The sequence below is a fragment of the Streptomyces lincolnensis genome (assembly GCF_001685355.1).
Classification (GTDB): Bacteria; Actinomycetota; Actinomycetes; order Streptomycetales; family Streptomycetaceae; genus Streptomyces; species Streptomyces lincolnensis.
Window position 1 is genome coordinate 6,488,639 of record NZ_CP016438.1, and the last position, 25,116, is coordinate 6,513,754.

At 71.2% G+C, this 25,116-nt stretch carries 20 protein-coding genes and 1 pseudogene; 16 read left to right on the forward strand and 5 right to left on the reverse strand.

The window, feature by feature from the left end:
* Window positions 1–16 precede the first annotated feature (16 nt).
* Window positions 17–310 (forward strand): DUF6059 family protein, encoded by a 294-nt coding sequence (locus SLINC_RS29030; protein WP_152039000.1) that lies wholly within the window; start codon window positions 17–19, stop codon window positions 308–310.
* Window positions 311–397: 87 nt separating this feature from the next.
* Here SLINC_RS29030 and SLINC_RS29035 read toward each other — a convergent pair whose 3' ends face one another.
* A complete protein-coding gene (locus SLINC_RS29035; RefSeq protein WP_067438864.1) occupies window positions 398–583 on the reverse strand; it encodes a hypothetical protein in 186 nt (61 codons plus the stop codon).
* 278 nt (window positions 584–861) lie between these two features.
* Between SLINC_RS29035 and SLINC_RS29040 the strand changes: the two genes are divergently transcribed.
* Both SLINC_RS29040 and SLINC_RS29045 read left to right on the forward strand, forming a co-directional pair.
* Window positions 862–1,692 carry an AfsR/SARP family transcriptional regulator gene (locus SLINC_RS29040; protein WP_310736472.1) on the forward strand — a complete coding sequence of 277 codons (831 nt, stop codon included), beginning with the start codon at window positions 862–864 and terminating at the stop codon, window positions 1,690–1,692.
* Window positions 1,693–1,846: 154 nt separating this feature from the next.
* The gene (locus SLINC_RS29045; RefSeq protein WP_067438869.1) at window positions 1,847–2,866 is read left to right on the forward strand and encodes a nucleotide disphospho-sugar-binding domain-containing protein; all 1,020 of its coding nucleotides are present in this window, start codon (window positions 1,847–1,849) and stop codon (window positions 2,864–2,866) included.
* Window positions 2,867–2,942: 76 nt separating this feature from the next.
* On the opposite strand, the gene SLINC_RS29050 is transcribed toward SLINC_RS29045, so the two are convergent.
* The 3 genes from SLINC_RS29050 to SLINC_RS29060 are packed head-to-tail and all read right to left on the reverse strand — an operon-like array spanning window position 2,943 to window position 5,043.
* Window positions 2,943–3,776: a methyltransferase domain-containing protein gene (locus SLINC_RS29050; protein ID WP_067438870.1), complete on the reverse strand. Its 834-nt coding sequence runs from the start codon at window positions 3,774–3,776 to the stop codon at window positions 2,943–2,945.
* Window positions 3,777–3,793: 17 nt separating this feature from the next.
* On the reverse strand, window positions 3,794–4,480 hold the full coding sequence (locus SLINC_RS29055; RefSeq protein WP_067438874.1) for an alpha/beta hydrolase: 687 nt from the start codon (window positions 4,478–4,480) through the stop codon (window positions 3,794–3,796).
* A gap of 35 nt (window positions 4,481–4,515) precedes the next feature.
* A complete protein-coding gene (locus tag SLINC_RS29060) occupies window positions 4,516–5,043 on the reverse strand; it encodes a cupin domain-containing protein (protein ID WP_067438876.1) in 528 nt (175 codons plus the stop codon).
* Between the two features lie 167 nt (window positions 5,044–5,210).
* Between SLINC_RS29060 and SLINC_RS29065 the strand changes: the two genes are divergently transcribed.
* From SLINC_RS29065 to SLINC_RS29125, 13 genes are all read left to right on the forward strand, one after another.
* Window positions 5,211–6,593, forward strand: coding sequence for an MFS transporter (locus tag SLINC_RS29065; RefSeq protein WP_067438879.1), 1,383 nt, complete (start codon window positions 5,211–5,213; stop codon window positions 6,591–6,593).
* 185 nt (window positions 6,594–6,778) lie between these two features.
* Window positions 6,779–7,990 (forward strand): 3-deoxy-7-phosphoheptulonate synthase, encoded by a 1,212-nt coding sequence (locus tag SLINC_RS29070; RefSeq protein WP_237282004.1) that lies wholly within the window; start codon window positions 6,779–6,781, stop codon window positions 7,988–7,990.
* 621 nt (window positions 7,991–8,611) lie between these two features.
* Window positions 8,612–11,440, forward strand: coding sequence for a helix-turn-helix transcriptional regulator (locus SLINC_RS29075; protein ID WP_067438880.1), 2,829 nt, complete (start codon window positions 8,612–8,614; stop codon window positions 11,438–11,440).
* Window positions 11,441–11,845: 405 nt separating this feature from the next.
* A complete protein-coding gene (locus SLINC_RS29080) occupies window positions 11,846–13,459 on the forward strand; it encodes an FAD-dependent monooxygenase (protein ID WP_079164780.1) in 1,614 nt (537 codons plus the stop codon).
* A gap of 68 nt (window positions 13,460–13,527) precedes the next feature.
* Window positions 13,528–14,127, forward strand: a complete 600-nt coding sequence (locus tag SLINC_RS29085) for a malonic semialdehyde reductase (RefSeq protein ID WP_067438889.1) — start codon at window positions 13,528–13,530, stop codon at window positions 14,125–14,127.
* 194 nt (window positions 14,128–14,321) lie between these two features.
* A complete protein-coding gene (locus tag SLINC_RS29090) occupies window positions 14,322–16,226 on the forward strand; it encodes an anthranilate synthase family protein (RefSeq protein WP_067438891.1) in 1,905 nt (634 codons plus the stop codon).
* Between the two features lie 65 nt (window positions 16,227–16,291).
* A complete protein-coding gene (locus SLINC_RS29095) occupies window positions 16,292–17,554 on the forward strand; it encodes an aspartate kinase (protein WP_067438894.1) in 1,263 nt (420 codons plus the stop codon).
* 53 nt (window positions 17,555–17,607) lie between these two features.
* Window positions 17,608–18,429, forward strand: coding sequence for a 2-amino-3,7-dideoxy-D-threo-hept-6-ulosonate synthase (locus SLINC_RS29100; protein ID WP_067438897.1), 822 nt, complete (start codon window positions 17,608–17,610; stop codon window positions 18,427–18,429).
* A gap of 66 nt (window positions 18,430–18,495) precedes the next feature.
* The gene (locus tag SLINC_RS29105; RefSeq protein ID WP_067438900.1) at window positions 18,496–19,596 is read left to right on the forward strand and encodes a 3-dehydroquinate synthase II; all 1,101 of its coding nucleotides are present in this window, start codon (window positions 18,496–18,498) and stop codon (window positions 19,594–19,596) included.
* On the forward strand, window positions 19,593–20,456 hold the full coding sequence (locus tag SLINC_RS29110) for an amidohydrolase family protein (protein WP_067438903.1): 864 nt from the start codon (window positions 19,593–19,595) through the stop codon (window positions 20,454–20,456). Before SLINC_RS29105 ends, SLINC_RS29110 begins: the two co-directional genes overlap by 4 nt.
* Before the next feature lie 18 nt (window positions 20,457–20,474).
* Entirely contained in the window at window positions 20,475–21,791 is a 1,317-nt protein-coding gene (locus tag SLINC_RS29115; protein WP_067438906.1) for a phenylacetate--CoA ligase family protein, read from the forward strand.
* An 89-nt stretch (window positions 21,792–21,880) separates the two neighbouring features.
* Complete coding sequence (locus SLINC_RS50265) at window positions 21,881–23,869, forward strand: 2,3-dihydro-2,3-dihydroxybenzoate dehydrogenase (RefSeq protein WP_067438909.1); 1,989 nt, start codon at window positions 21,881–21,883, stop codon at window positions 23,867–23,869.
* A 33-nt stretch (window positions 23,870–23,902) separates the two neighbouring features.
* Complete coding sequence (locus tag SLINC_RS29125; protein WP_067438915.1) at window positions 23,903–24,637, forward strand: isochorismatase family protein; 735 nt, start codon at window positions 23,903–23,905, stop codon at window positions 24,635–24,637.
* Between the two features lie 13 nt (window positions 24,638–24,650).
* On the opposite strand, the pseudogene SLINC_RS49505 reads toward SLINC_RS29125, so the two are convergent.
* Window positions 24,651–24,989 (reverse strand): annotated as a pseudogene (locus tag SLINC_RS49505) (helix-turn-helix transcriptional regulator); the annotation flags it as partial.
* Window positions 24,990–25,116: the final 127 nt, after the last annotated feature.

The following is a 25,116-nucleotide window of genomic DNA, read 5'->3' on the forward strand; positions in this document are numbered from 1 at the left end:
GGAGAGAGAGGTGGACGTGACGTGGTTGCTGCGGGCCGCTCGCCGGGCCCGGGTGCGGTACTGGCTGCGGCCCGTGTGGCGATCCCTGGTGGCGCTGGGCAGCTGCTACGCGGCCCCGATGCAGTACCCGGCGTCCGCTTCGGCGCCGCTCGCGCCGTCCGGTGATCCGTACGCGGGGGATCCGCCGGGCAGACGGCGGCTGCCGGGGCCGGCCCACCCCGAGCGAATACCCGAGAACCAACCGCTGTCCCAGGAGGAGCTGCGGATCGCCCAGGACCTGTGGCCTCATCGCTACGGCCGGCCCGGCTGAGCGGCGGCCGTACTGCCGCGGGGCACGAAGGAGCGGTGGCGGTGTCGACGAGCTGACACCGCCACCGCTCGACGATTCCGCGGCGGGCTACACCAGCACCCGGCGCGCCCCGATGGCGTGTTCACATTCGAGCTCGAACACACTGGACGACGAACCGCCCGGCCAGCCGATACCCATGTCGGTACGGAGGCTGTCGGCAATGCTCCGGAATTCGGTGTCGTAGTCGATCGAAGAATCCGCAGACGCGCTGCCGGCGATTTCGATTCCAGTCATGAGTCCACTCCAGGCTGATGAGTCGAACGTGGATTTAGAGCACGTTTTGAATTCAAGGAGCGGGTCTTTCGCCTTCCCGCTCGCTGGACGAGATTCTTCAGCCCTCGGGATCGTTCTAGCCAGTGCCCGGCGCATCTCCTGAACGTGAGGAATTCATTGTTCCGGACACGCGGATTCCCGGGGTATGAGGTGTCCTGAAACTGGTCCTGGCCGCCAGCGTCCGGGAAAATCTTCACTGGATAGTCAATGGATCCTGTGGAGGGGTTATGGAAGTACGCGTGCTCGGACCATTCGCGGCCGAGTTGAACGGGGTGTCCGTCGTGCCGACCGCAGGCAAACCCCGGCAGCTCCTGGCGCTCCTCGCGCTGCACTCGGGGCAGATCCTCCCGGTACCGACCCTGGTGGAGGAGCTCTGGGGTATGTCCCCACCGCGGACCGCGGTGACCACCCTGCACACGTACGTCATGCAGCTGCGCCGGATGCTCATGGCCACCATGGCCACCGGGAGCACGGAGGCCGCCCGCCGTGCCAAGGATGTGTTGACCACCCAGCACGGGGGCTATCTGCTGGCGGCGGATCCCGAACTGGTCGACGCGCACGGGTTTGACCGCCTCTCCGCGGCCGGCCGCCGCGCCGTCACCGACGGTGACCTGGTTACGGCGGGCCGGTGCTTCAGCGAGGCGCTGGCGTTCTGGCGCGGTCAGGCCCTCGTGGACATACGGTGCGGGATGCTGCTGGAAGCCGAGCAGGTACGGCTGGAGGAGGCGCGGATCACGACTCTGGAGGGGCGGATAGACCTGGAGCTGGCGCTCGGCCGGCCCGAGGAGGTGCTCTCCGAACTGTCCGTGCTGGTCACCCGGATGCCGCTGCACGAAGGATTCTGCGCCCAGCGCATGGTGGCGCTCTACCGGACCGGCCGTCAGACCGTTGCCCTGGACGCCTTCCACCGGCTGCGCCGCAACCTGGTGGCGGAGCTTGGCATCGAGCCGTCGGTGCGTCTGCAGTCGCTCTACCGGTCGCTCCTTGAGGGCGATCCGGAACCGGACTCCTGGATGGCCGGCAGCAGGCGTCGGCAGCAGATTTTCGCTGCCGTGCCACAGGGGCACTGAGGACCGGGGTGCTGGGGGCGAAGCCCCTGGACCTGTGCGATACGGGGCCTCGGCGGGGCCGCTCAGCTCCACTCCGGCTCCAAGTGCCGTCCAGGGGTCCGCGGTGTACTGGGGCAGATACCCGTGGACCCCTGACCCGACCTGGAGGCCGGCCATGAAGATTCTCTTCACGATGTCGCCGACTCCCGCCCGGCTGCCGCCCCTGGTGCCGCTGGCCTGGGCATTGCAGGCGCACGGCCACGAGGTGCGGGTCACGGGTTCGCCCGCACTCACCGCCGCCACGGCGGCGGCGGGACTGACCCTGGCCCCGGTGGGCCTGCCGGAGGACTGGACCAGGCCCGGCTGGTGGAAGGACCCGGAGCTGGCCGAGGTCCATCGGCACTCCATGCTGCTCTGGGAACCGGACCTGGTGGTCCGGGACGGCCCCACCTGGCTGCACGACTCGTGCGTGGAGGGCTTCGCGGTGCCGTACGTGGTCCATATCGGCGACCGCTTCTCACCCAGGCTCGAGAAAGTGGCCGACGACGCCGCGGCCTGGGTCGACACCAGGCCGCCCGCGCTGCGCGGCAGCGCGCGCCCGGATGCCTGGACGGTACGCCGGGTGCCCGCCCCAGGTGCGGCAACCGTCCCCGACTGGCTGCTCGCCCCCTCGCCCCGGCCCCGGGTCTGCCTCCTCTGGCAGCCCCGTACGCGCGCTTCGGCCGGACGGGTTGCCACGATCGTCGAGGCCGTCACAGGTCTCGAACTGGAGCTCCTGGTACGGACCGGGGTCCGGCAGCTGCTGCCGGCGGCCGGGCCGCCGGGCCGGCGGCTGATCCAGGCCGATGACGGCCTCCCGCTCAGCCTGCTGCTGTCGGGCTGCGTGCTCCTGATCCACCAGGGCGTCATGGCCGATGCCGCGGACGCCGCCGTCATGGGGGTGCCCCAGCTGGTCCTCTCCGAACTGCGGGGCCATGCCCGAGTGGGCGAGCGGGTCGCGGAGACGGGAGCGGGACGGCACGTAGGGGGACCGCTGGGCAAGGACGAGGCACTGCGTCTGCGGCTACTGATCGCCGAACTGGTCTTCGGCGGCCACGCCCTGGCCGCCGCCCGCGACTGGGCCGGGGAGCTGGCGACCCTGCCGCCACCCGCGGCCGTGGTCGCTCACCTGGAGGAACTGACCCAGGGGGCGTAACAGGGAAGCAATCCCGGCGGAGCAGGCGAAGGGCCGGGGACCGGAACTCATTCCCGGTCCCCGGCCCTTCGCGTGTTCAGCGGGTGCCCGCCACCATGAAGCCGGTCAGAGAAGTGAAGAAACTGTCGCTCCGGGCCTGTTCCTCCAGCGGCAGCCACCACTGGGCGAGTTCCCCGGCGCTGATGGGCAGTTGGCCCGCGTCCACCGCTCCCTGGAGGCGGCCGCCGACAGTGGCTCGGAAGAACTCGTAGGGGATCACCACCGTATGCGCGACCGTCCGCACATCCGTGAGGCCGAGCCCCGTGAACCGGCGGCGCAGCTGACGTCCGCTCCAGCCACCCGGGTGGCCGTCGGTGAGGAACTGGATGAGCCGGCGGGTGAGTTCCTTGTCCGGGTGGTCGACGGTCGTGGTGTCGAAGTCGTAGTCGAACACCGCGACCCGGCCCCCGGGCCGTACCACCCGGACCAGTTCGGCCGCCGCGGTGTCGAGGCCCTCGCAGTGCATCAGCACCAGCTTGGCGCGTACCGCGTCGAAGGTCCCGTCCGGGAAGTCGAGCTTCCTGACGTCGCCGGCCCGGAACTCCACCTTGCGTCCCCGTGCCTCGGCCCGGCTCCGGGCCTCCTCGACCATCGCCTCGCTCAGGTCCACACCGGTGACCGAACCACCGGGCCCGGCCAGCGCGGCGAGCTCCAGCGCGTCGTCACCGGTGCCGCAGCCCACATCGAGGACCGACCGTCCGGTCAGATCGCCCAGGCCTTCGGCGAGCGAGATGCGTATGCGGGCGTATTCCGGCTGGGCGTTGGCCCGGTCCATGAAGCTGATGAACCAGGAGGCGTCCGGCGCCCGGTCCACATCGCTGAACTCCGCCACGTCCGCGGCCGGGTCCGTCTCATCCACCTTCGTCGGCATGTCTTCTCCCAGGGATGTCACAGCTGCTGCTCGATCAGATCGGCGAGTTCGCCCGCCCGGTGCAGGAACGGCGAATGACCCGTACGCCATTCGACGGCCTTCTCGACCCGCGCCGCCCAGCGCCGCTGTGACACCGGCGGGCAGGCCTGGTCCTCGGTGCACACCAGATAGCTGGCGGGGACGCTGCGCCAGCCTGCCGTCGTCACCTCCTGGCCGAACGAGGCGAGCGACTGGGGAACCAGCCGGCTCTCCGCATCCGCCGCGATCTCCGGCGGGCAGTCGTGGTAAAAGAGCTTGGTGCCCCAGCCCGGCTGCACGCTGTGCATGCCGTTCTCGAAGGTCAACCAGGGGGCGTTGCCGCCGCCGGTGAGGGTGCGCATCGACTCGCCGCGGTCCGGCATGAAGGCGGCCAGATAGATCAGTCGCTGCAGGTGCGGCAGGCCCTTTGCCGCCTCCGTGATGACCACGCCGCCATAGGAGTGGCCGAAGAGCACCACGGGCCCGTCGGTCTCCCGTACGGTCCGCCGCACCAGTTCCACATCGCTCCACAGGTCGCCGACCGCCTGCGGATCGGTGCCGTGGCTCGTCAACTCGACCGAGCGGGACGGGATGCCACGCTCCGCAAGGGCGGTCTCCAGGCGCTCGAAGCACCAGGCCCCGTGCCAGGCGCCGTGCACCATGATCACTGTCGGTTGTCCGGACATGTCACTTCTCCAGATCGTCGTTTACCGGTTTCGGTTCAGCCGTAGAAGCGGGCAACGGTGGTCAGGGCCCGCTGTACGTCCGCGTTGGTCAGCCGGGGGGCAGGTACGCCGCGCTCGGCCGGACGACTGATCTCCATGAAGAACTTCTCGTGCCCGCCCGGGGTGTAGATGCGCAGCATCCGGGCCTGCTTCTCGGTCGAGTTCTTCCAGATGTGCAGGGTGCCGCGCGGAACGAACGCATAGTCGCCCACCCGCAGCACGAACTCCTTGCCCCCGGCCCGTACCCAGAACTCCCCCTCGAGTACGTAGAACGACTCGTCCGCATCGTCGTGCTCGTGCTCGGGAGGTCCGTTGCCCGGCTCGACGACGGTGTCCACCACCGCGAGCGCCCCCCCGGTGTTCTCCGCCGTGGCCATGAAGGTGTACGTCGACAGCACCGGCCCCTCGCCGTCCACCAGTTCCTCCGGGGGCTCCTCCGGCACCCACAGGGTGATTCCCTCGCCGGCCGGCACATGGATTACCTCCGGCTTCGCCTGGCCCTTGGTTGTGGAGTCCGCCGCCATAGCCTGCTCCTTCTCCTGAGTCGATTCGGGATGTCCTTTCGCGCAGTGTGTGCGACCACTATGGAGCGGTAATGGAGCACGGCGAATCACGTGATCACGTGATGTGCGCGGGCGCGCGGACCGGAAGCATCGATCAGCACCTTCCGGTTAGCGAGCGAGGAGCTTTGATGACTAGGACCGAGCTGGTCTCCGAAACAGGACCGCGCGCGGCCCGCAGCCCGTGGATCCCGTTCTCGCTGTTGGCACTCGTGCAGTTCATGGTGGTGCTGGACGCGGGGATCGTGTACGTGGCACTGCCGACCATCCAGCGTGAACTGGGCTATTCAGAACACGGCCTGGCCTGGGTGATGGACAGCTACATGCTCGCCTTCGGCGGCTTCATGCTGCTCGGTGGCCGGGCCGCGGATCTCGTGGGGCGGCGTCGGCTGCTGATGACCGGGCTCGGGCTGTTCGCCGTCGCCTCGCTCGCCTGCGGCCTGTCCACCGAGGCCTGGCAGCTCACCACCGGGCGAGTGCTGCAGGGGCTGGCCGCGGCGGTGGTCGCCCCGGCGGCCATGGCCATGGTCATCGACATCTTCGAAGAAGGCCCTCAACGCTACAAGGCACTGGGGGTGTTCGGCGGCGTCGGCGGTCTTGCGGGCGCCACCGGGGTGCTCTTCGGCGGGCTGCTCACCAGCATCGCCTGGCAGTGGGCGTTCCTCATCAACGTTCCGGTGGTGATCGGAATCCTGTTCCTCGGGGCGAGGCTGCTGCCCGTGGTGAGCCCGGCCGGCAGCGGACGGCTCGACTTCCCCGGCGCCCTGACCGGCACCGGCGGTCTGCTCCTGGTCCTGTACGCGGTGCTGCGCGGCGGTGCGCTGGGCTGGACGCGCGGCGAGGTCGTCGCCGGTGTCATCGGCGGCGCGGCACTGCTCGCGGTCTTTGCGGTACGGCAGCTGCGGGCCACGGACCCGCTGGTGCCGCGGGCGCTGTTCAGGATGCGCAACGTGGTGCTGGGCAACGCCCTCAACACGGTCGGCGGCGCGCTGATGTTCGGCGTGTTCTACGTGATCTCGCTGTATCTCCAGGCCACCCGCGGCTACAGCCCGCTGGAAGCGGCCCTGCGCACGGCACCGCTGAGCCTTGCCTTCTTCGCGGGCTCGCAGGTGGCCATCCAGCTGGTGGCGAGGATCCGCGGGGGCGCACTGCTGGCCGCCGGTCTGGGACTGCAGGGGGTGGCCCTGCTGTGGTGGGCGGGCGCGGCATCCGCGGACAGCAATGTGGCACTCACCGTGGTACTGCCCGGCTCGGTGTGGGGGCTCGGCATGGGAGCCGTGGTGGTCACCGCCTTCGTCGTCTGCACCAGCGGCCTGCACGGGCCGGTACAGGGTGCGGGGTCGGGTCTGGTGAGCACTACGCTCCAGGTGGGCGGGGCCTGCGGCATCGCGCTGTGCAGCGCGGTGGGCCAGGACCGCGCGCTGTGGGTGGTCGGTGCGCTCGCGCTGCTGGCGGTGCCCCTGGCCCTGTGGCTGCGGGCCTCCTGGCAGGAGGAGGCCGGCCCGGCCCACTGAGCTGATACCTGCCGCAATACCGGGCTGATTCCATCCCCGGGTGTGTCGCATTACCGACACATCCGGGGAGTTTCGCTGCCTCTTCTCGGAATTCTTTATTCCACGCCGAACTACCTGGATCGGTAGTAATTAACTCCAGCGAAAATCCATTAGTTTTGGCGTGTCGTACTCATGGAGAGGCGGTAATGATGACGGTGGAACTTCCGGAAATTCAGGCGCTGTCCGAAAGCCTGACCCAGATTTCCGAGAACGAGATGTCCGCATGGCTGGAGCTGCCGGCCGCACAGCAGCCGCCCTGGCCGGACGAGTGGCAGACCGCCAAGGCCCGGACCGCACTGGCCGGCATGCCGCCGCTGGTGTCGGAGGCTGAGCTGGCCGGGCTGCGGGCGCTGCTGGCCGATGCGGCGATGGGCCGCTACTGCCTGATCCAGGCCGGTGACTGTGCCGAGGACCCGGACGACTGCACGCCCGGCCCGCTGCGCCGCAAGGCGGAACTGCTGGAGGGTCTCGCCGGGCTGATGGGCCGGGCGGCGGGCGTGCCCGCTCTGAAAGTGGGGCGGATAGCCGGCCAGTTCGCCAAGCCGCGCTCGAAGAGCGTGGAGGAGACTCCCGCGGGGCCGCTGCCGGCGTATCGCGGGCCGATGGTGAACAGGCCGGAGCCGACCGACCGGAGCAGGCGTCCCGATCCGGCGCGGATACTCGACTGCTATCAGGCCGCGAGCTCCGCGATGGCGGTGCTGCGCGCCCAGGACGGCCCCGCCATGGCCGGGCGGCTGTGGACCAGCCACGAGGCGCTCGTACTGGACTACGAACTGCCGCTGGTCCGCCGCAACGCCCTCGGGGAGCTGCTGCTCACCTCCACCCACTGGCCCTGGATCGGCGAGCGCACCCGCAATCCGGACGGCGCCCATGTGCGGCTGCTGGCCCAGGTGGTGAACCCGGTCGCCTGCAAGGTGGGAGCGACGGCCACGGCCGCGGAGGTGCTGCGGCTGTGCGAGGTGCTGGACCCGCACCGGATTCCGGGCCGGCTCACCCTCATCGCCCGGTTCGGTGCCGGGCAGGTGGCACACAGGCTGCCGGCGCTGGTCGAGGCCGTCGCCCGCGACGGGCACCCGGTCCTGTGGCTGTGCGATCCGATGCACGGCAACACGACCTCGCTGCCGGACGGTTGCAAGACCAGGGCGGTCAAGGCCGTACTGCATGAGGCAGCCGAGTTCCAGACCGCCGTCCGCGCCGCGGGCTCCCGCCCGGCGGGCCTGCATCTGGAGGTGACGCCGGAGAAGGTCCTGGAATGCCACGGCGAGGACGGGCTCGTGGGACGGCGCACGTCGTTGTGCGACCCCAGGCTCAACTCTGCCCAGGCGGCCCTGGTGGCCCGCGCCTGGCAGCGCTTTTGAACTTGAGCCGCGTCCGCGAAGTGGGCCGGTTCCCCGGCCCAGGGGGCATCCGGCGGATCAGGCCGCCTTCGGGCTGCGTCGCCTTGAACGGAGTGGTGAGCGGTGCTCCGGTGCGTCCAGCTGCAAGGCGGGGGAATGAGGCGACGCGGTGGGAGTACCTCCTGCTCGGGCGAAGCCGAGGGCTTGGGGCAGGGCGTGCCAGGCCCCCACGTCCCAGGCATGATCCGCCGGACACCCCCTCGCCCATGGTGGCCGGTGCACCGGCCCGGCGGCACCCGCCGTCCAGCCCTGCCTTCCGGGTGAGTGAACTCGCGGCCCGAAGGGCGGCGGAAACCGGGAGCGGGGTGCACCGCTCGACTTCGAAGCACCCCGGCACCGGGCGCGGAGCGCACCGCCCGGGTTCGAAGGGCCTCAATCCGCACTCCAGGCTCCCGCATTATGCTCGGTGCGGGAGTCGGGGCCTCGAAGTCGGCCGGTTGCCCGGAGGGCCGCGGGGCACACAGTGCCACTCAGCTCCGAAGGACCCGTAATCTTCCGGCGCGGGCCGCCGACGGGCTTCCGGGGGCCGCATCGCGGGGACGCAGTCGGAGACTGGGGAGACCAAACGGGCGGGGGGCCGTAATGCGGTTGGTGAACGTGCCGCTGACGGGGCGGCAGCAGCAGCTCGCCGTGCTCAGCGAGGCGCTGGCGGCCTTGCGGGACGGCCGGGGCGGCTGCCTGATCGTCGAGGGCCCGGCCGGGATCGGCAAGAGCCGGCTGCTCACCGAGGCGATGGCCCAGGCCCGCTTGCTCGGCCTGGCCACCGCGGAGGCGACCTCCGCGGAGCTCGACCGCATAGTCCCCCTGCACACCTTGCTGACCGCGCTGCGGTCCGGCTCTCCGCCCGTACTCGACGCCAGGGCCAGCCGCGAACTCGCCGGCCGCCTCGACAACCGCTATCTCGTCCTCGACTCGCTCGGCGAGGCCGTCGCCGAGTTCGCGGTGCACCGCCCGCTGGTCATCGCCATCGACGACGCGCAGTGGACCGACGAGCTCTCCGCCCTGGCCGCGCGGATACTGATCCCCGCGCTCTCCACCAGCCCCGTGCTGTGGCTGCTGGGCTGGCGGCCGGAGGCGGTATCGGCGCCCATCGCACCGGTGATCGCCACCGCGGTGGCGCACGGCGCCACCCGGCTGGAGCTGCAGCCGCTGCCCGAAGCCGGCATCGCCGAGTTCTGCCGGCACGCCCTGCATGCCGAGCCGGACCCGGATCTGGTGGAGCTGCTCGGCCAGAGCGGGGGCAATCCCTTTCTGCTTGAGCAGTTGCTCCACACCCTCGTCGAGGAGGGCCGAATCCGCGTCGAGGACGGCACGGCCCGGACCGCCGGTGACCAGGACGCGGGCATGCTGCTGTCGCCGAGCTCGCTGGCCGCGATCAGCCGCCAGTTGACCGCCCTCGGCCCGCTGGCCCGCAGGCTGCTCGACACAGCCGCGGTACTTGGCCGGCCGTTCACGCTGCACGAGGCCGCCGGACTCGCCGGGGTGCCCATGTCCCATCTGCTGGAGGCGGTGGAGGAGACGGTCCGGGCCGGAGTGCTCCACCCCGCCGGCAGCGAGCTGGCCTTCGTCCACGATCTGCTGCGGCAGGGCGTGTACCAGATGCTGGCCGGCCCGGTGCGCCATGCGCTGCACCGCGAGGCCTCGGTGATTCTGCGCAGCCAGGGCAGCTCGGCGCTGGAAACGGCGGAGCACGTACTGCGCAGCGCCCGCAAAGGCGATCGGCACTCGGTGGACCTGCTGGCGGAAGCCGCCCAGCCGCTGGCCGAGCGGGCCCCCGGCACCGGCGCAGAGCTGCTGCTGCACGCTGTACGGCTGAGTGCGGACCACGACGAACGCCGCCCGCAGCTGGCCTCCCAGGCCATCCGGATGCTGGCCGAGGTGGGGCGGCTGTCCGACTGCCACCGGCTCGCCGAGGAAATCCTCGCCACTGGGGCCGATCCCGACGCCGAGGCCGCTATCCGGCTGGGGGTGGTCGACGCCCTCAAACACGCGGGTCGCAACGCCGAGTCGGCCGAGGCCGCCGAGAAGGCCCTGCAGCAGCCCGGCCTGTCCGGGGCCAACCGGGCGCTGCTGTTGTCGGTCCAGGCCCACGCGCTGCTGTACGACGGTGAGCTGTCCGGGCTGCCCAGGGCCGATGCCGCGGCCGCCGAGGCGATAGCGCTGGGCTCCGCCGAGTCCGCCGCCCCCGCGGTGGTCTTCGGCCGCAGTGCCCGCAGCGTCGCCGCCTGGGCCCGCGGCGATTTCACCGCCGCGGTCGACGAGGCGCGGCAGGCGGTGCGACTGGCCGAGGAGCAGGGCGACTCCGCCGCGCGGCGGCATCCCGCCCTGTGGCTCGGCCGGGCGCTGGGTGCCCAGGACCGGTTGGCGGAGGCCGCTGCCGTGCTGGAGGCCGGGCAGCGGGAAGCACGCCGGCTGGGCACTGCCTGGTCGTATCCGTTGTGGCACTATCACCACGCCGAACTGGCGGTGGCCGCCGGACAGCTTCAGGACGCCGCCACGGAAGCGGAGGCGGGCAGCGCTGTCGCCGAGCAGATGGAGGTGTCCGCGCTGCGGGTGCCCCTGCTCTGTCTCTCCGCCGAGATCGCACTGCGGTGCGAAGGGGTGCAGGCCGCCCGCGACCTGCTCGATGCCGCCCGGCGGCTGGTGGAGTCGGGCGTCGGGCTGATGCCCGAGGACCTGGCCTGGCCGCAGGCGATGCTGCAGGTCGCCACGGGGGAGACGGCCGCGGCGTACGCCACGCTCGCCGACGTCTACCGGGCCTTGCCCGACCGGCAGGTGCTGCCGGCCCGCGACCCGGCGAACGGCCCGGCGCTGGTACGGCTGGCGCTGCGGGCCGGCCGGCGCCCGCAAGCAGAAGCCGCCGCGGCGGCCGCGGCCGGTCTGGCGGGTCGCGAGGGGAGTACGGAATGCGCGGCCGCCGCCGCCCAGCATGCCGAGGCGCTGCTGCGCGGCGGCCGCCACGGTGGCCGGCTGCTGCGCGACGCCGTCGAAAAGTACCGCGTGGCCGGCCTGCGGCCACTGGCCCTGGCGGCGGCGCTGGAGGACGCCGGGCAGGCAGCGCAGTCGGGCGGGTCGGTGGCCCAGGCGCTCGCCGACTACCGGGAGGCCGCGGCCGGTTACGAAGCCTGCGGGGCGGTCCAGGACAGTGAGCGCGCACTGCGTGCCGTCCGGGCGTTGGGTGCTCGCAACGCAGCCACGGCACCGGCCCCGAAGGCCGGCTGGGCCGCCCTCACCAGCGCGGAGCTGCGGGTGGCGCGGCTGGTTGCCGAAGGGCTGACGAACCGCGCCGCCGCGGAGCGGCTCTTCCTGTCCCCGCACACCGTGGACACCCACCTCCGGCACGTCTTCGCCAAGCTCGCTGTCTCCAGCCGTGTCGAGCTCACCCGCCTGGTCGTCCTGCACGAAGGGTGAACGGCTGCGCCGGGGCCGGCGACGAACAGATCGTGAGGGCTTCGCCCCCGGCCTCGTCCGGTCGGCGGGATCATGTCGTGCGGCGACCGGAGACCGGGCGATGAGGACTTCGGCCGGACCGCTTGCAGGTCTTCGAAGTTGAGCGGTGGACCCGCTCCCGGTTTCGGCGGTCCTTCGGGCCGCGAGTTCTCCCACCTGGAAGGTGCTCGGGGGGACACCCCCCACGGAACGGCGGACGCCCCGGGCGCCCCGTTGCGTGGAATCACGTGATCACGTGATGTGAGCGGCCTGTCGCGGCTGGGACTCTCGAATCCCCCGAAGGGACCGGCCGGAAGGCCAGCTGTCCGGCCGGTCCCTTGTCCCGGGGGGTGACAGTCAAGCCAGTCCAAGCGGAAGGAGCCGGAGATGGCCCGGGAGAACCCGAAACCGGCGGACGAGGCCCGGGTCGTGGTGATCGGCGCGGGCCCGGTCGGCTGCGTGCTGGCGCTCGAGCTGGCCAGACACGGCGTGCCGAGCACCGTGGTGGACCGGCTGCCGCAGGCATCCCGGCATCCGAAGATGGACTACGTCAGCGCGCGCAGCATGGAGCTGTTGCGCCGGCTGGGGCTGGGCGAGGAGCTGCGGTCGCTGGGAGTGCCCGCGAACCACCCGTTCACCTTCCTGTGGATGGACAAGTTCGCCGACGGCCCGCTGTCCACCTGGACCTACGACTCCCCGGCCGTACTGGCCGCCCGGATGGCGGCGGTGAACGACGGCAGCATGCCCCGCGAACCGTATCTGCGGGTCATCGGCTCCCGGCTGGAGGAGGTCTGCCGGAGCCGCTGCCGGCAGCATCCACTGATCGAGTTCCTGGAGGACCGGGTCCTCACCGGATTCACCGAGGACGCCGCCGGGGTCACCGCCGAACTGGCGCCGGCTTCCGGTGACGGCACCACAGAGCAGATCCGCGGGCGCTTCCTTGTGGGCTGTGACGGAGCGGGCAGCACCGTGCGCCGACTGCTGGACATCGGCCTGGACGACCTGGGCCCGCGCGCCATGCACCAGGACGTCTACTTCCGCAGCACCGACCCGGCGCTGCGCAGCCACGGCCCCTTCTTCCTCGCCATAGCCGCCCGCGGACTGACCCTGGTCTCCCGCGACGGCGACCAGACCTGGACCGGCACCTATCCCCTCCTGTCGCCCGAGGACGCCGACCGAGACCCGGTGGAGGTGGTCCGCGAGCGGCTGGGCCTGGAACTGAAGATCGACGAGGTGCTCACCACCGCCCGCTGGGAGGGCCGGCTCACCGTCGCGGACAGCTACCGGAAGGGCTCGGTCTTCCTGGCAGGCGATGCGGCCCACCAGTTCTTCCCCACCGGCGGGCACGGCGCCAACACCGGCCTCGGGGACGCGATCGACCTCGGCTGGAAGCTGGCCGCGGCACTGCACGGCTGGGGCGGCCCCACGCTGCTGGACTCCTACGAGGCCGAGCGGCGGCCCACCGCCCTGTTCAACCGGGAGATGTGCTTCAACCTCTTCGAGGTGTGGCGCCGCTTCCCCGTGCTGCACGCGGTCGGCGCCGACCGGGAGCAACTGGCCGGCTTCCTCGACCAGGAGCGGTACCAGACCTCCAATCTCGGCATCCACTTCGGTGTGCGCTATGCGGGCTCACCGGTGCTTCCGCCCGCCGACGGTCCGGCAGCCCCCTGGGACTGGGCACGCATCACGCCGGCGGTCCGGCCGGGGCTGAGGCTGCCGAGCCTGCGGCTCGCGGACGGCGCCGAGGTCTTCGACCTGCTGGGGCCCGGCTTCACCCTGCTCGACAGCTCCGGCTCCCACGCGGGCAAGCCCCTGGCCCAGGAGGCTGAGCGGCTCGGCCTGCCCCTGCTGCGGCTGCCGGTCGCGGATGCGGCGGCCCGGCGGCTCTGGGGCCGTGATCTGGTGCTGGTACGCCCCGATCAGCATGTGGCCTGGCTGGGAGACAGCTCTCCCGCAGACTGCGGCCGGCTACTCCGGCTGGTCGCCGGAAACGCGAATTGACTTCCGCTGCACCTGATTTCCTCCGCCCCCGTAACTCCACCCGAATCATCAGAAAGGAAAGGCCCTCTATGGCAAGCGAATTCATCGCACTCGACACAAGCGCTCAGGACCTGCTGTTCCGCGAGGCCCGGACCGCCAACTCCTTCACCGGCGAACCGGTGACCGAGGAGCAGATCCAGGCCCTCTACGACCTCGTGAAGTGGGCACCCACCTCGTTCAACCAGCAGCCGCTACGCGTCACGCTGGTCCGCTCGGACGAGGCCCGTGCCCGGCTGGTGGCCCAGATGTGGGACAACAACCAGGCCAAGACCCAGGCCGCCCCGCTGGTCGCCATCCTGGCCGCCGACCACCGGTTCACCGATGAGCTTCCCTCCCAGTTCCCGGTGTTCCCGCAGGCCAAGGATGTGTTCTTCAGCGACGACGCGGTGCGCGCGGAGTCGGCTCGCCTCAACGCCACTCTTCAGATCGCCTACTTCATCATCGGCGTACGGGCCATCGGCCTGGCGGCCGGCCCCATGACCGGCTTCAACGCCGACGCGGTGAGCAAGGAGTTCCTGCCCGAGCACCAGGAGGCCCTGACCGTGGTGAACATCGGCGTCCCGGACGCGGCGGCCTGGTACGACCGGCTGCCCAGGCTGGAGTACGAGAAGGTATTCACCACGGTGTAATACCCGCTGAAATCAAACAGGTGCAGGCGTCCGGCATTGCCGGACGCCTGCACCTGTTTGCATTTTTCGAATCGGGACTGCACGGATGAGTAGTTGCCCCTGATTAATTCACTCTGGAATGCTCATGGAGCGGCCATGGAACGCCGTTTGAATTCCAGCCGAACTGGCTCCGGAATTCATTTCATCAAGGAGTGATGGCGTTGAGTGAGGAACTGCAGCAACTGCTGGGACCGGCGGTCCCGCCCTTCGCCCTGCTGTACCGACCGGAACGGGACGCCTCCACCGTGGAGCTCCTGACCGGCCGCTTCGACTCCTATGACCGGCTGGAGGATCTGCCGGCCGGCAACGTCCTGGCGCTGGTCCCGTTCGAGCAGATCGCCGAGCGCGGCTTCGCGCACACGCCCGACGGGGCCGAGCTGCTCGCCATGAGGGTGTCGGAGCGGATCCTGCTGCCCAAGGACCGGTTGCCCGGACTGCTGCCGCCGGAGCCGGTGGAGGTCCGCGACGACCGCTTCGACCTGGACGACGCCGAGTACGAGGCCCTGGTGCACAAGGTCGTCGAGCAGGAGATCGGCACCGGCAAGGGCGCCAACTTCGTGATCAAGCGCTCCTTCCTGGCCAGGATCCCGGACTTCCGGATACGCACGGCACTGACCGTGTTCGGACGGCTGCTGCGCGAAGAGCGCGGCGCCTACTGGACCTTCCTCGTGCACACCGGGGACTTCACTCTCATCGGCGCCTCGCCCGAGCGGCACATCACCCTCGAGGACGGCCTGGCGACGATGAACCCGATCAGCGGCACCTACCGGTACCCCGACGGCGGCGCCGACACCGACGGGCTGCTGCGGTTCCTCAGCGACCAGAAGGAGTCGGACGAGCTCTACATGGTGCTCGACGAGGAGCTCAAGATGATGGGCCGGATCTGCCCGCTGGGCGGCCAGGTCACCGGACCGCTGATCAAACCCATGGCGCGGCTGGCCCACACCGAGTACTACGTCGAGGGCCGTACTCACCTGGACGCCCGCCAGGTGCTGCGGGAGACGATGTTCGCTCCCACGGTCACCGGTTCGCCGCTGGAGAGCGCATGCCAGGTGATCACCCGGTACGAGCCGACCGGGCGCCGCTACTACGCCGGGGCGCTGGCGCTCCTCGACGAGGACGCCGCGGGCCGGACCACGCTGGACTCCACCATCGCCATCCGGACCGTGGAGATCGACCCGGCCGGCCGGATGCGGCTGGACGTGGGCGCGACGCTGGTCCGCCACTCCGATCCGAAGGCCGAGGCGGCCGAGACCCGGGCCAAGACCGCGGGCATGCTCACCGCCCTGGGTCTGGCTCCGGGTCCGGGCCCCGCCGGGGCCGAAGACCGGCCGGGGTCTTTGGCGGGGTCCGGCTGGAGCTACGACCCGCGCGTTCCCGCCGCCCTGGCCTCCCGCAACGACCGGCTGGCCAAGTACTGGCTGCAGCGCGCGGAGGACCGCCTGGCGCCCAGGGCACCGCTGGCCGGGCGCAGCGCCCTCATCGTCGACTGCGAGGACCATTTCACCTCGATGCTCGGTTCCCAGCTGTCGGCCCTGGGGCTGGACACGACGGTGGTGCGCTGGGACGAGCAGCCGTCGCCCCGGGGGTACGACCTGCTGGTCTCGGGGCCCGGTCCGGGCGATCCGCGGCTGGACTCCGACCCGAAGATCAGAACTGTCCGGCAGCTGATCGGCTCGGCGCTGGCGGACGGACAGCCGCTGCTGGCCGTCTGCCTCAGCCACCAGGTCCTTGCCGGGCTGCTGGGACTGCCCGTGATCCGCTGCGACCGCCCCCACCAGGGCACGCAGCGCCGTATCGACTTCTTCGGGCGCCCCGAGCGCTGCGGCTTCTACAACACGTACGCCGCCCGCAGCTCACAGCCCTGGGCAACGGTGCCGGGCAGTGCCGCCCGCGCCGAACTGGTCCGGGACGACGGCTCCGGCGAGGTGCACGCGATCCGCGGACCCGGCTTCGGCTCGGTGCAGTTCCACCCGGAATCCGTTCTGACTGAACACGGGATCGACATGCTGGGCGACCTCGTCACCGAACTGCTGAACGTCTCCGCTGTCAGCGCCTGATCAGTTGACCCGCTCGAGCAGCTGGCATCCGACCAGCCGGAACCACGTGGAATGAGATGTCGACGATGAGATGTCTGGTCCAGAAGTACGGCGGCACCTCGGTGGCCGGTATCGACCGGCTGCGCCGAGCGGCCGCCGCCCTGGCAGCCTCGCACGCGGTACGGCCCACGGTGGCCGTCGTCTCCGCCCAGGGCGACACCACCGACAGACTGCTCGCCGCAGCGGCGGAGGCCGGCAGCGGCGACCACACCCGGGAGACCGACCAGTTGCTGGTCACCGGAGAGATCGCATCGGCCGCGCTGCTCGCCCTGTGCCTGCGGAAGCTGGGGGTCGACGCGGTCTCCTGCACCGGAGGCCAGGCGGGCATCACCGTGCGGGGTCCGGCGGGCGAGGGCCGGGTGGCGGCCATCGACACCGCCGCCGTCCGCGGGCATCTGGCGGCGGGCCGCCTGGTGGTGGTCGCCGGATTCCACGGCATCGGCGGTGACGGCGACGTCCTGACTCTGGGCCGCGGAGGTTCGGACACGACGGCCATCGCGCTGGCCGCGGCGCTCGGAGCGGAACGCTGCGAGATCTTCACCGATGTGGCTGGGGTCCACACGGCGGACCCGCGGCTGGTGCCTCAGGCCCGGCTGCTGCCCGCCGTACCCGTCGACGTCATGACGGAGATGGCCTTCGCCGGCGCCCGGGTACTGCACGACCGGGCTGTGGAGCTGGCCGCGGCCCAGGATCTGACCGTCATCGTCAAGAGCGCGTTCGAAGAGGGAGAGGGCACCGTGATCAGCAGTAGGCAGGACGCAGCCGCCCTGGAGGATCACGGGATCATGGGCATAGCCCATGACCTGGACGTCACGCGCGTGCTCATCCACGGCCCGGGCGGCGGCGAGGATGCCGCGGCCGCCGTGCTTGAGGTCTTCGCCCGGCACAACGCACCGGTCGACCTGGTCGCCCGCTCGGGACCGCACGAGGCCGAGTTCCGGATGGGGTTCACGACGCGGGACAGCGACCTGCGGCGGCTCGAACCGGATCTGCGGGCCGGCGTGGCCCGGTCCGGGCACCGGATCGAGTTCGACGGCGGGGTCGCCAAGGTGTCGCTGATCGGCATCGGTCTGCTCAACCGCCCCCAGCACACCGCCCGGCTGCTGTCCCTGCTCGGCGCCGCCGGTATCCCGGTCGGCTGGCTCTCCACCTCCCAGCTGCGCGTGTCCGTGACCGTGCCCCGAGGCCAGGTCCGGGACGCGCTGGCGCTGCTGCACCGCGAGTTCGGTCTGGACCAGGAGCCGGCGGATGTTCCGGACGGTCAGCCCCTGTCGCTCATCGGCGGCTAGGCGCTTTTGACGGAACTTCCTGACCTATCCGCTCTTCCCAACGAGGGGACACCATGACCGACAACGCTTCCTTCGCCCGGCAGTTGCGCCTTCGCCGGCTGTACCGCCACGGCGACAACCGGCTCCTTGTCGTACCGCTCGACCATTCGGTGACCGACGGACCGGTCACGGGCGGCCGCCGGGTCAACCAGCTCGTCGGCCGGCTGGCCGGAGCCGGCGCGGACGCGGTGGTGCTGCACAAAGGGGCTCTCCGCTACGTGGACAGCCAGTGGTTCACCCGCACCTCGCTCATCCTCCACCTGAGCGCCAGCACCACGCACGCGCCCGACCCGGACGCCAAGTACCTGGTGGCCGGGGTGGCCGAGGCCGTACGGCTCGGTGCCGACGCGGTCAGTGTGCATGTGAACCTCGGCTCCGCCTCCGAAGCCCGGCAGATCGAGGATCTGGCCCGGATCTCCGCGGACTGCGACACCTGGAGCATGCCGCTGCTGGTCATGATCTACCCGCGGGGTCCCCGGATCGCCGCCCCGGCCGACCCCGAGCTCCTCGCGCACGCCATCACCCTCGCGGCCGACCTGGGCGCGGACATCGTCAAGACCGCCTGCCCCGCCCGCCCGCAGGACCTGGCCGAGGCCACCGCGCACAGCCCGGTCCCCGTCCTCGTGGCCGGCGGCCCGCCGCGCGCGCACCCGTCCGAGGTCCTCTCCTATGTGTCCGACGCGCTCAGCGGCGGAGCTGCCGGGGTCGCCATGGGACGCAGCATCTTCCAGTCCGACGACCCCGGCGCGCTCACCGCCCGGCTCGCCGACCTCATCCACCGCCCGGCCAGTGATGCGGAGCTGGCCCGGATCGACCTCCTTCAGACGGCGATCTGACCTGCCGGAGAACGACCTTGCACACAAACCATCCGAAGAGAACCGAACGAGACCGAGGAGAAACCGGTGAAACTCTGCTGGCTGGACATACGTGAGACCGACACCGCCCGTGCCGCCATCGTCGAGGAGGCCGTTCACCAGCGCATCGACGCCATCGTCGCGGACCAGGCCGCCGACCTCGCGTCCCTGCCGCCGACCGTCAAGCGCGTACTCGTGCCGAAGGGACCGCTGCCCGAGGCCTTCGAAGGCGTGGACCTCGTCATCGTCGACCCCGCGGTGCACGGCACCACCGCCGAGCTGGCTCTGCAGCACCCCGGCACGGAGTTCGGCCGGTTCACCGAGATCGTGGACGCCGACACCCTGGAGCAGGCCTGCGCATCGGCCCGTACCGAGGCCTGGAGTCTGCTGCTGTTCCGCGATCCCACCAAGATCCCCCTGGAGATCGTGCTCGCCGCGGCCGCCGGCGCCGACGGCAGCATCATCACCGTGGCCCACGACACCGAGGAGGCCGAGATCATCTTCGGCGTCCTCGAGCACGGCTCCGACGGCGTGCTGCTCGCTCCCTCGGCGGTGGGCGACGCGACAGCGCTGCGGGCCGCCGCGGACGACCGCCCGGCCGATCTGGACCTGGTGGAGCTCAGCGTCACCGAGGTCCGGCATGTCGGGATGGGGGAGCGGGCCTGCGTCGACACCTGCACCTACTTCCGGGAGGACGAGGGCATCCTGGTCGGCTCGCACTCCAAGGGCATGATCCTGTGCGTCAGCGAGACCCACCCCCTGCCGTACATGCCCACCCGCCCGTTCCGGGTCAACGCGGGCGCCATCATGTCCTACACGGTCTCGGTCAACGGCCGTACGAACTACCTCAGTGAGCTCGTGGCCGGCAGCAAGGTCACCGCCGTGGACATCCACGGCCGGACCCGGGTGGCGACCGTGGGCCGCGTGAAGATCGAATCCCGTCCGCTGATCTCCATCGACGCCGTGGCACCGAACGGCACCGCGGTCAATCTGATCCTGCAGGACGACTGGCACGTGCGGGTGCTCGGCCCCGGCGGCACCGTGCTGAACAGCACGGAGCTCAAGCCCGGTGACAAGGTGCTCGGTTATCTGCCGACGGAGGACCGCCATGTCGGCTATCCCATCGACGAGTTCTGCCGCGAGCAGTGAACGCGCTCCCCGGCCGGCCCGCGCACACCCTGTTCGACTTCCATGTGCGGCTGGCACCGCGGCCTGAGGCTCTGCCGCGGCTGCTGGCCGCGCTGGACGCCGCCGGTATCGCCCAGGCCGCTGTCTGTGCCGGTGGCGTGATCGCCCTCGACCAGTTGTCCCGGCAACTGGTCGAGGGCGGGCATACGACGGCGGACGCCGACAACGACGCGGTGCTCGCGGCCTGTCGGGCGCACCCCGGCAGGCTGGTGCCCTTCTGGTTCGGCAACCCGCACCGCCCGGCCGCCGAGTACGCCGAGCGGGCACCGGAGTTCCGGGGCCTTGAGCTCTCGCCGGCGGTGCACGGCGAACCCCTCGGCAGCCCGCGCTCCAAGGCCCTGATCGCGGTGGCGCAGCAACACGGCCACTGCGTGTACACCGTGTGCCTGGAGCGGCCGGGGTGCCGGGTCGCCGATCTGACGGAGCTCGCGGCGCGCCACCCGGAGACGGTGTTCGTCCTCGGCCACGCCGGGGTCGGCAACATCGACTACTACGGCATCGCGCTGATCGAGCCGTATCCCAACATCCTGTTGGAGACGTCCGGCGGCTACAGCACGGTGCTGCGCCGGGCGCTCGGCGTACTGGGGCCGGACCGGGTGCTGTTCGGGTCCGAGTACCCGCTGCAGCACCCGGTGGTGGAGCTGGCCAAGTTCGCCGCGGCCGGGGTGAGCGAGGAGGAGTGGCGCCTGGCAGGCCGGGAGAACGCCCTCCGGTTGCTGGGGCCTGTTCCGAGTTCCCCGGCTGCCTCGCGACGCCCGGCCCTCGGCCCCGCCCCGGCCGGCCCGGGCCGCCGGGAGGCCGGAGCCCTCATCGACCGATGAACTGTCCAAGGAGTATCCATGTCCCGAACGCAAGGCGACCGGCCCCGGATAGGGGACTGGTCGAGTCCGCAGGAGCTGACCCGGCTGCAGGACGAACGGCTGCCGGTGGTCCTGGAGCAGGCCGAACGCTCACCCTTCTACCGCGGCCGCACCGAAGGCGCCGGTGCGCCGGCCCGCGCCCGGCTGGAACAGCTCGTCCCCACCACCAAGCAGCAGCTTCGGGACAACTACCCCTTCGGCATGCTGGGCGTGGAGAAGCGGCAGCTGGCCACGTACCACGAGTCGAGCGGCACGGCGGGCACGCCGACCCCCTCGTACTACACCGCCGAGGACTGGGACGACCTGGCGGAACGCTATGCCCGCAAACACATCGGCATCGGTCCGGAGGACACCTTCCTGGTCCGTACGCCCTACGCGCTGATGATCACGGGACATCTGGCCCAGGCCGCCGCCCGCTCCCAGGGGGCCACCGTGGTCCCGGGCGACAACCGCTCGCTGGCCATGCCCTATTCGAGGGTGGTGCGGGTGCTGCACGGCCTCGGAGTCAGCCTCACCTGGTCGATGCCCACGGAGCCGCTGATCTGGGCCGCCGCGGCGCGGGCCGCCGGTCTTGAGCCGGGCAAGGACTTCCCCTCGCTGCGGGCCCTGTTCGTCGGCGGTGAGCCGCTCGGCCCGGCCCGGCGGCGCCGGATCAGCGAGATCTGGGGGGTGCCGGTGGTCGAGGAGTACGGCTCCACCGAGACCGGCAGCCTCGCGGGCGAATGCCCCGAGGGCCGGCTCCATCTCTGGGCCGACCGGGCCGTGTTCGAGGTACTGGACCCGGTCACCGGCCGGATCGGACCGGACGGCGCCGGGCAGCTCCTGGTCACGCCGCTGTACCGGGAGGCCATGCCGCTGCTCCGCTACAACCTCGAGGACGACGTGGAGGTCAGCACCGAGCCCTGCCCCTGCGGATGGGCGCTGCCCTCGGTACGCGTCCTCGGCCGGGCGGGGTTCGGGCATCGCGTGGGCGCGATGAAGGTCAGCCAGAGCGAGCTGGAGCAGCTGGTCTTCTCGCTGCCCGCGGACTACGGCGTCCTCTTCTGGCGGGCCAGGGCGCAGCCCGAGCTGCTGACGATCGAGATCGAGGTGGAGGACTCGGCCCGGGACCTGGCCCGCGCCGCCCTGGCGGCCTCCGTATGGGAGGCGTACGGCCGGCTCCCGCTGCGCATCGACGCCCGGCCGCCGGGCTCGCTCGTGCCGCGGCGCGCCCTGACCGGCGTCCATGACGTGGTCAAGCCGCGCAGCCTGTTCGGTGCGGACGAGGACTGGGACAAGGCGCTTCTGTACTACTGATCGGCCGTCATCGATCACCGCTGTGGCGACGGCTCCCGCCCGCCGGGAGCCGTCGCCACGGGGGATCCCCGAGTGGAAGGAAGACTCCTGTGAAAGACCATGAACCGCGGATCGCGGTGATCGGTGCCGGCATATCCGGGCTCGTTCTCGCCGCGGCGCTGCATCAGCAGGGCATCCGCACTGCCGTCTTCGAGCAGGCCGGACAGCTGTTCCCCACGGGGGCGGGCATCCAGCTGTCCCCCAACGCCGTCCGGCTGTTGCACCGGCTGGGACTCGAAGCCCGGCTGCGGCAGCATGCGGTACGGCCCCGGGCCATCCGGATGACCAACTGGGACGACGGCCACCCCCTGGCGACCACACCGCTGGCCGGGCCCTGCGAGGAGCGCTACGGCGCTCCCTACCTCACCGTTCACCGCGCCGATCTGCATGCGGCGCTCCTTGAGCAGCTGCCCATGGGAACCCTGCGGCTCGGCGCCCGGTGCCTGGCGCTGGACGAGCGGGAGGACGGAGTGCGGCTGGAGTTCGCCGACGGTCTGTCATACGACGCGGACCTGGTCGTCGGAGCGGACGGCATCCGTTCGGTGGTGCGTTCGCAGCTCTTTCCCGACCGGCCGCGGTTCAGCGGGCAGGGGATGTACCGCGGCCTCGTCCCGGCCGACCGGGTGCCCCGGTTCGCGGCGGACCCCCGGGTCCAGCTGTGGCTGGGACCCGGACAGCACTGCGTGGCGTACCCGGTCAGTGGTGGACGCACCATCAGCTTCGCCGCCGGGGTGCCCGCACCTGACTGGCGTACCGAGTCCTGGACGCAGCCCGGCCGCAAGGAGGACCTGCTGGCGGCGTACACGGGCTGGGACGACGAGCTGCTTGGCCTGCTGTCGGCCGCCGACGAGGTGACCTGCTGGGCGCTGCACGACCGGGATCCGCTGGACCACCTCGTCCAGGGCCGGTTCGTGCTGATCGGCGACGCGGCCCACCCCATGCTGCCGTTCCTCGCCCAGGGAGCCAACCAGGCCGTCGAGGACGCCGCGGTGCTGGCGGACTGCCTCATCCGCACCTCCGAGCTGCCGGCCGCTCTGGGCCGGTACGAGATGCAGCGACTTCCCCGTGCCAATGAGGTGCAGCGCCGGGCCCGCGCCAACAACGACCGGCTGCACCTGGCGGATGGCGAGGCACGGCAGCAGCGGGACCGGGAACTTGCCGCCCGGCAGGGTCTGGAGAGCCACGACTGGCTCTTCGCCTACGAGGCCGTTCCGGAGCGGCAGCCGGACGCGCCGGGAGGCGGCGGGACCGATCCGGCCGCCGCGGCCAGCGGGATCAGCGGCCGGGTGGCCCTGATCACCGGCGCCGCCCGGGGTATCGGCTTCGCCGTCGCCCGGGCCCTGGCGCAGCACGGAGCCCGCGTCGTACTGACAGACCTGGACCGGGACGGTCTCGACGAGGCGGTCAAAGCACTCGCCGATGAGGGGCAACAAGCTGCCGGATACCGGCTCGACGTGCAGGACAGCGGCGCGGTCGCGGCCACCGTGGAGGCCGTGGAGCAGGAAGTCGGCCCCGTCGACATCCTGGTCAACGTGGCGGGAGTGCTGCACACCGGCCCGGTCGCCGAGTTCGACGACGCCCACTGGCAGCAGACGTTCGCCGTGAACGCGTTCGGTGTCTTCTGCGTCTCCCGCGAGGCCACCCGCAGGATGGCGGAGCGGGAGCGCGGCGTGGTGGTGACCGTCGCCTCCAACGCGGGCACGGTGCCCCGCATACACATGGCGGCGTACGGGGCGTCCAAGGCGGCCTCGGTCCACTTCACCAAGGTGCTCGGACTCGAACTCGCCGGCCGCGGCATCCGCTGCAACGTGGTGTCTCCCGGATCGACCCGCACCCCGATGCTCGAACAGGTGCAGCACAACGGGTCCGAAGGCACCATCCGCGGAGACCTCGCCGGCTACCGCACGGGCATACCGCTGCGCCGTATCGCGGAGCCCGAGGACGTGGCCTCCGCCGTGGTCTTCCTGGCCTCGGACGAGGCGCGGCACATCACCATGCACGAACTGAGCGTGGACGGCGGCGCGGCGCTCGGCGCCTGAGCCCGCCGGTCAGCTCCTGACACTGGAGGAACAGTGCCCATACCGGACATCGAACCCTATCCCCTGCCCACCGAGCACGAACTGCCACCGGCCCGGGTCGGCTGGCGGCTGGAGGCCGCGCGGTCCGCGCTGCTCATCCACGACATGCAGCAGTACTTCGTGGACTTCCTGCCGGCCGGCTCCGAGCTCCGTGACGGCCTGATCCGCCGGGTCGCCGAACTGCGGGAGGCTGCCGCCGCCGCCGGAGTGCCCGTGTACTTCACCGCCCAGCCGGGCGGTATGACCCGCGGAGAGCGCGGCCTGCTGCACGACTTCTGGGGCCCGGGCATGAAGCACACCGGCGCACACAAGCGCATCCTGCCGGAGCTGCGACCCGAACCTCCGGCCGTAGTGCTCACCAAATGGCGTTACAGCGCCTTCGCCCGCTCGCCGCTCGCGGAACTGCTCGCCGGCCAGGGGAGAGACCAGCTGATCATCTGCGGGGTGTACGCCCATGTCGGCATCCTCATGACTGCCTGCGACGCGTTCACCCGGGACATCCAGCCGTTCGTGGTGGCCGACGCGATCGCCGACTTCAGTGCGGCGGACCATGCCGCCGCCCTCGACTACCTCGCGCGCCGCTGCGCCCTGCCGGTCATGACGCATGAGGTGGTCTCCCGCCTGGCCCTCCCGGCCCGGCAGGACCTGGAGCTGTTGGCTGCCGGGAGGCGAAGGCGCCCCCCGCGAACGCCGCCAGTTCCACTCGCGACGCCACCGACAGCTTCTTGAAGATCCGCCGCAGATGGTAGTTGACGGTGTGCGGCGACCGGTGGATACGGGTGGCGATCTGCCGGTTCGTCAAACCGTCCCGGACCAGCTCCACTATCTGCGCCTCGGCCTCGCTCAGCCCTTCCCAGGCACACGCCGGCACCTTCCGGAAGGGCTTGTCCGGGGAGGTCAGCAGCAGCACGGAACGCTCCGGGCTCTCGACGCTGCGCGCGGTCCGGACCAGCGCCTCGTCCTGCTCCTGGCCTGCGGGGACGGTGACGACCAGCACCGAGCGACCGGACTGCTGCGCCGAGCGCAGTGCGTCCACAAGCCGGCTCCAGGTCGGCGTGTGCTCCTGCGCGAGGAAGTCCATTCATCCCCCCTCCGGTTTCCGGTACGGGCTCATGACCCTGCAAGTGCACCCCGGGGGACTCCAGTCCCGATGGAGCACCGCTGGTGCCGGGTCCGGCCCGGTACCCACCATCAGCCCTCCATCAGCC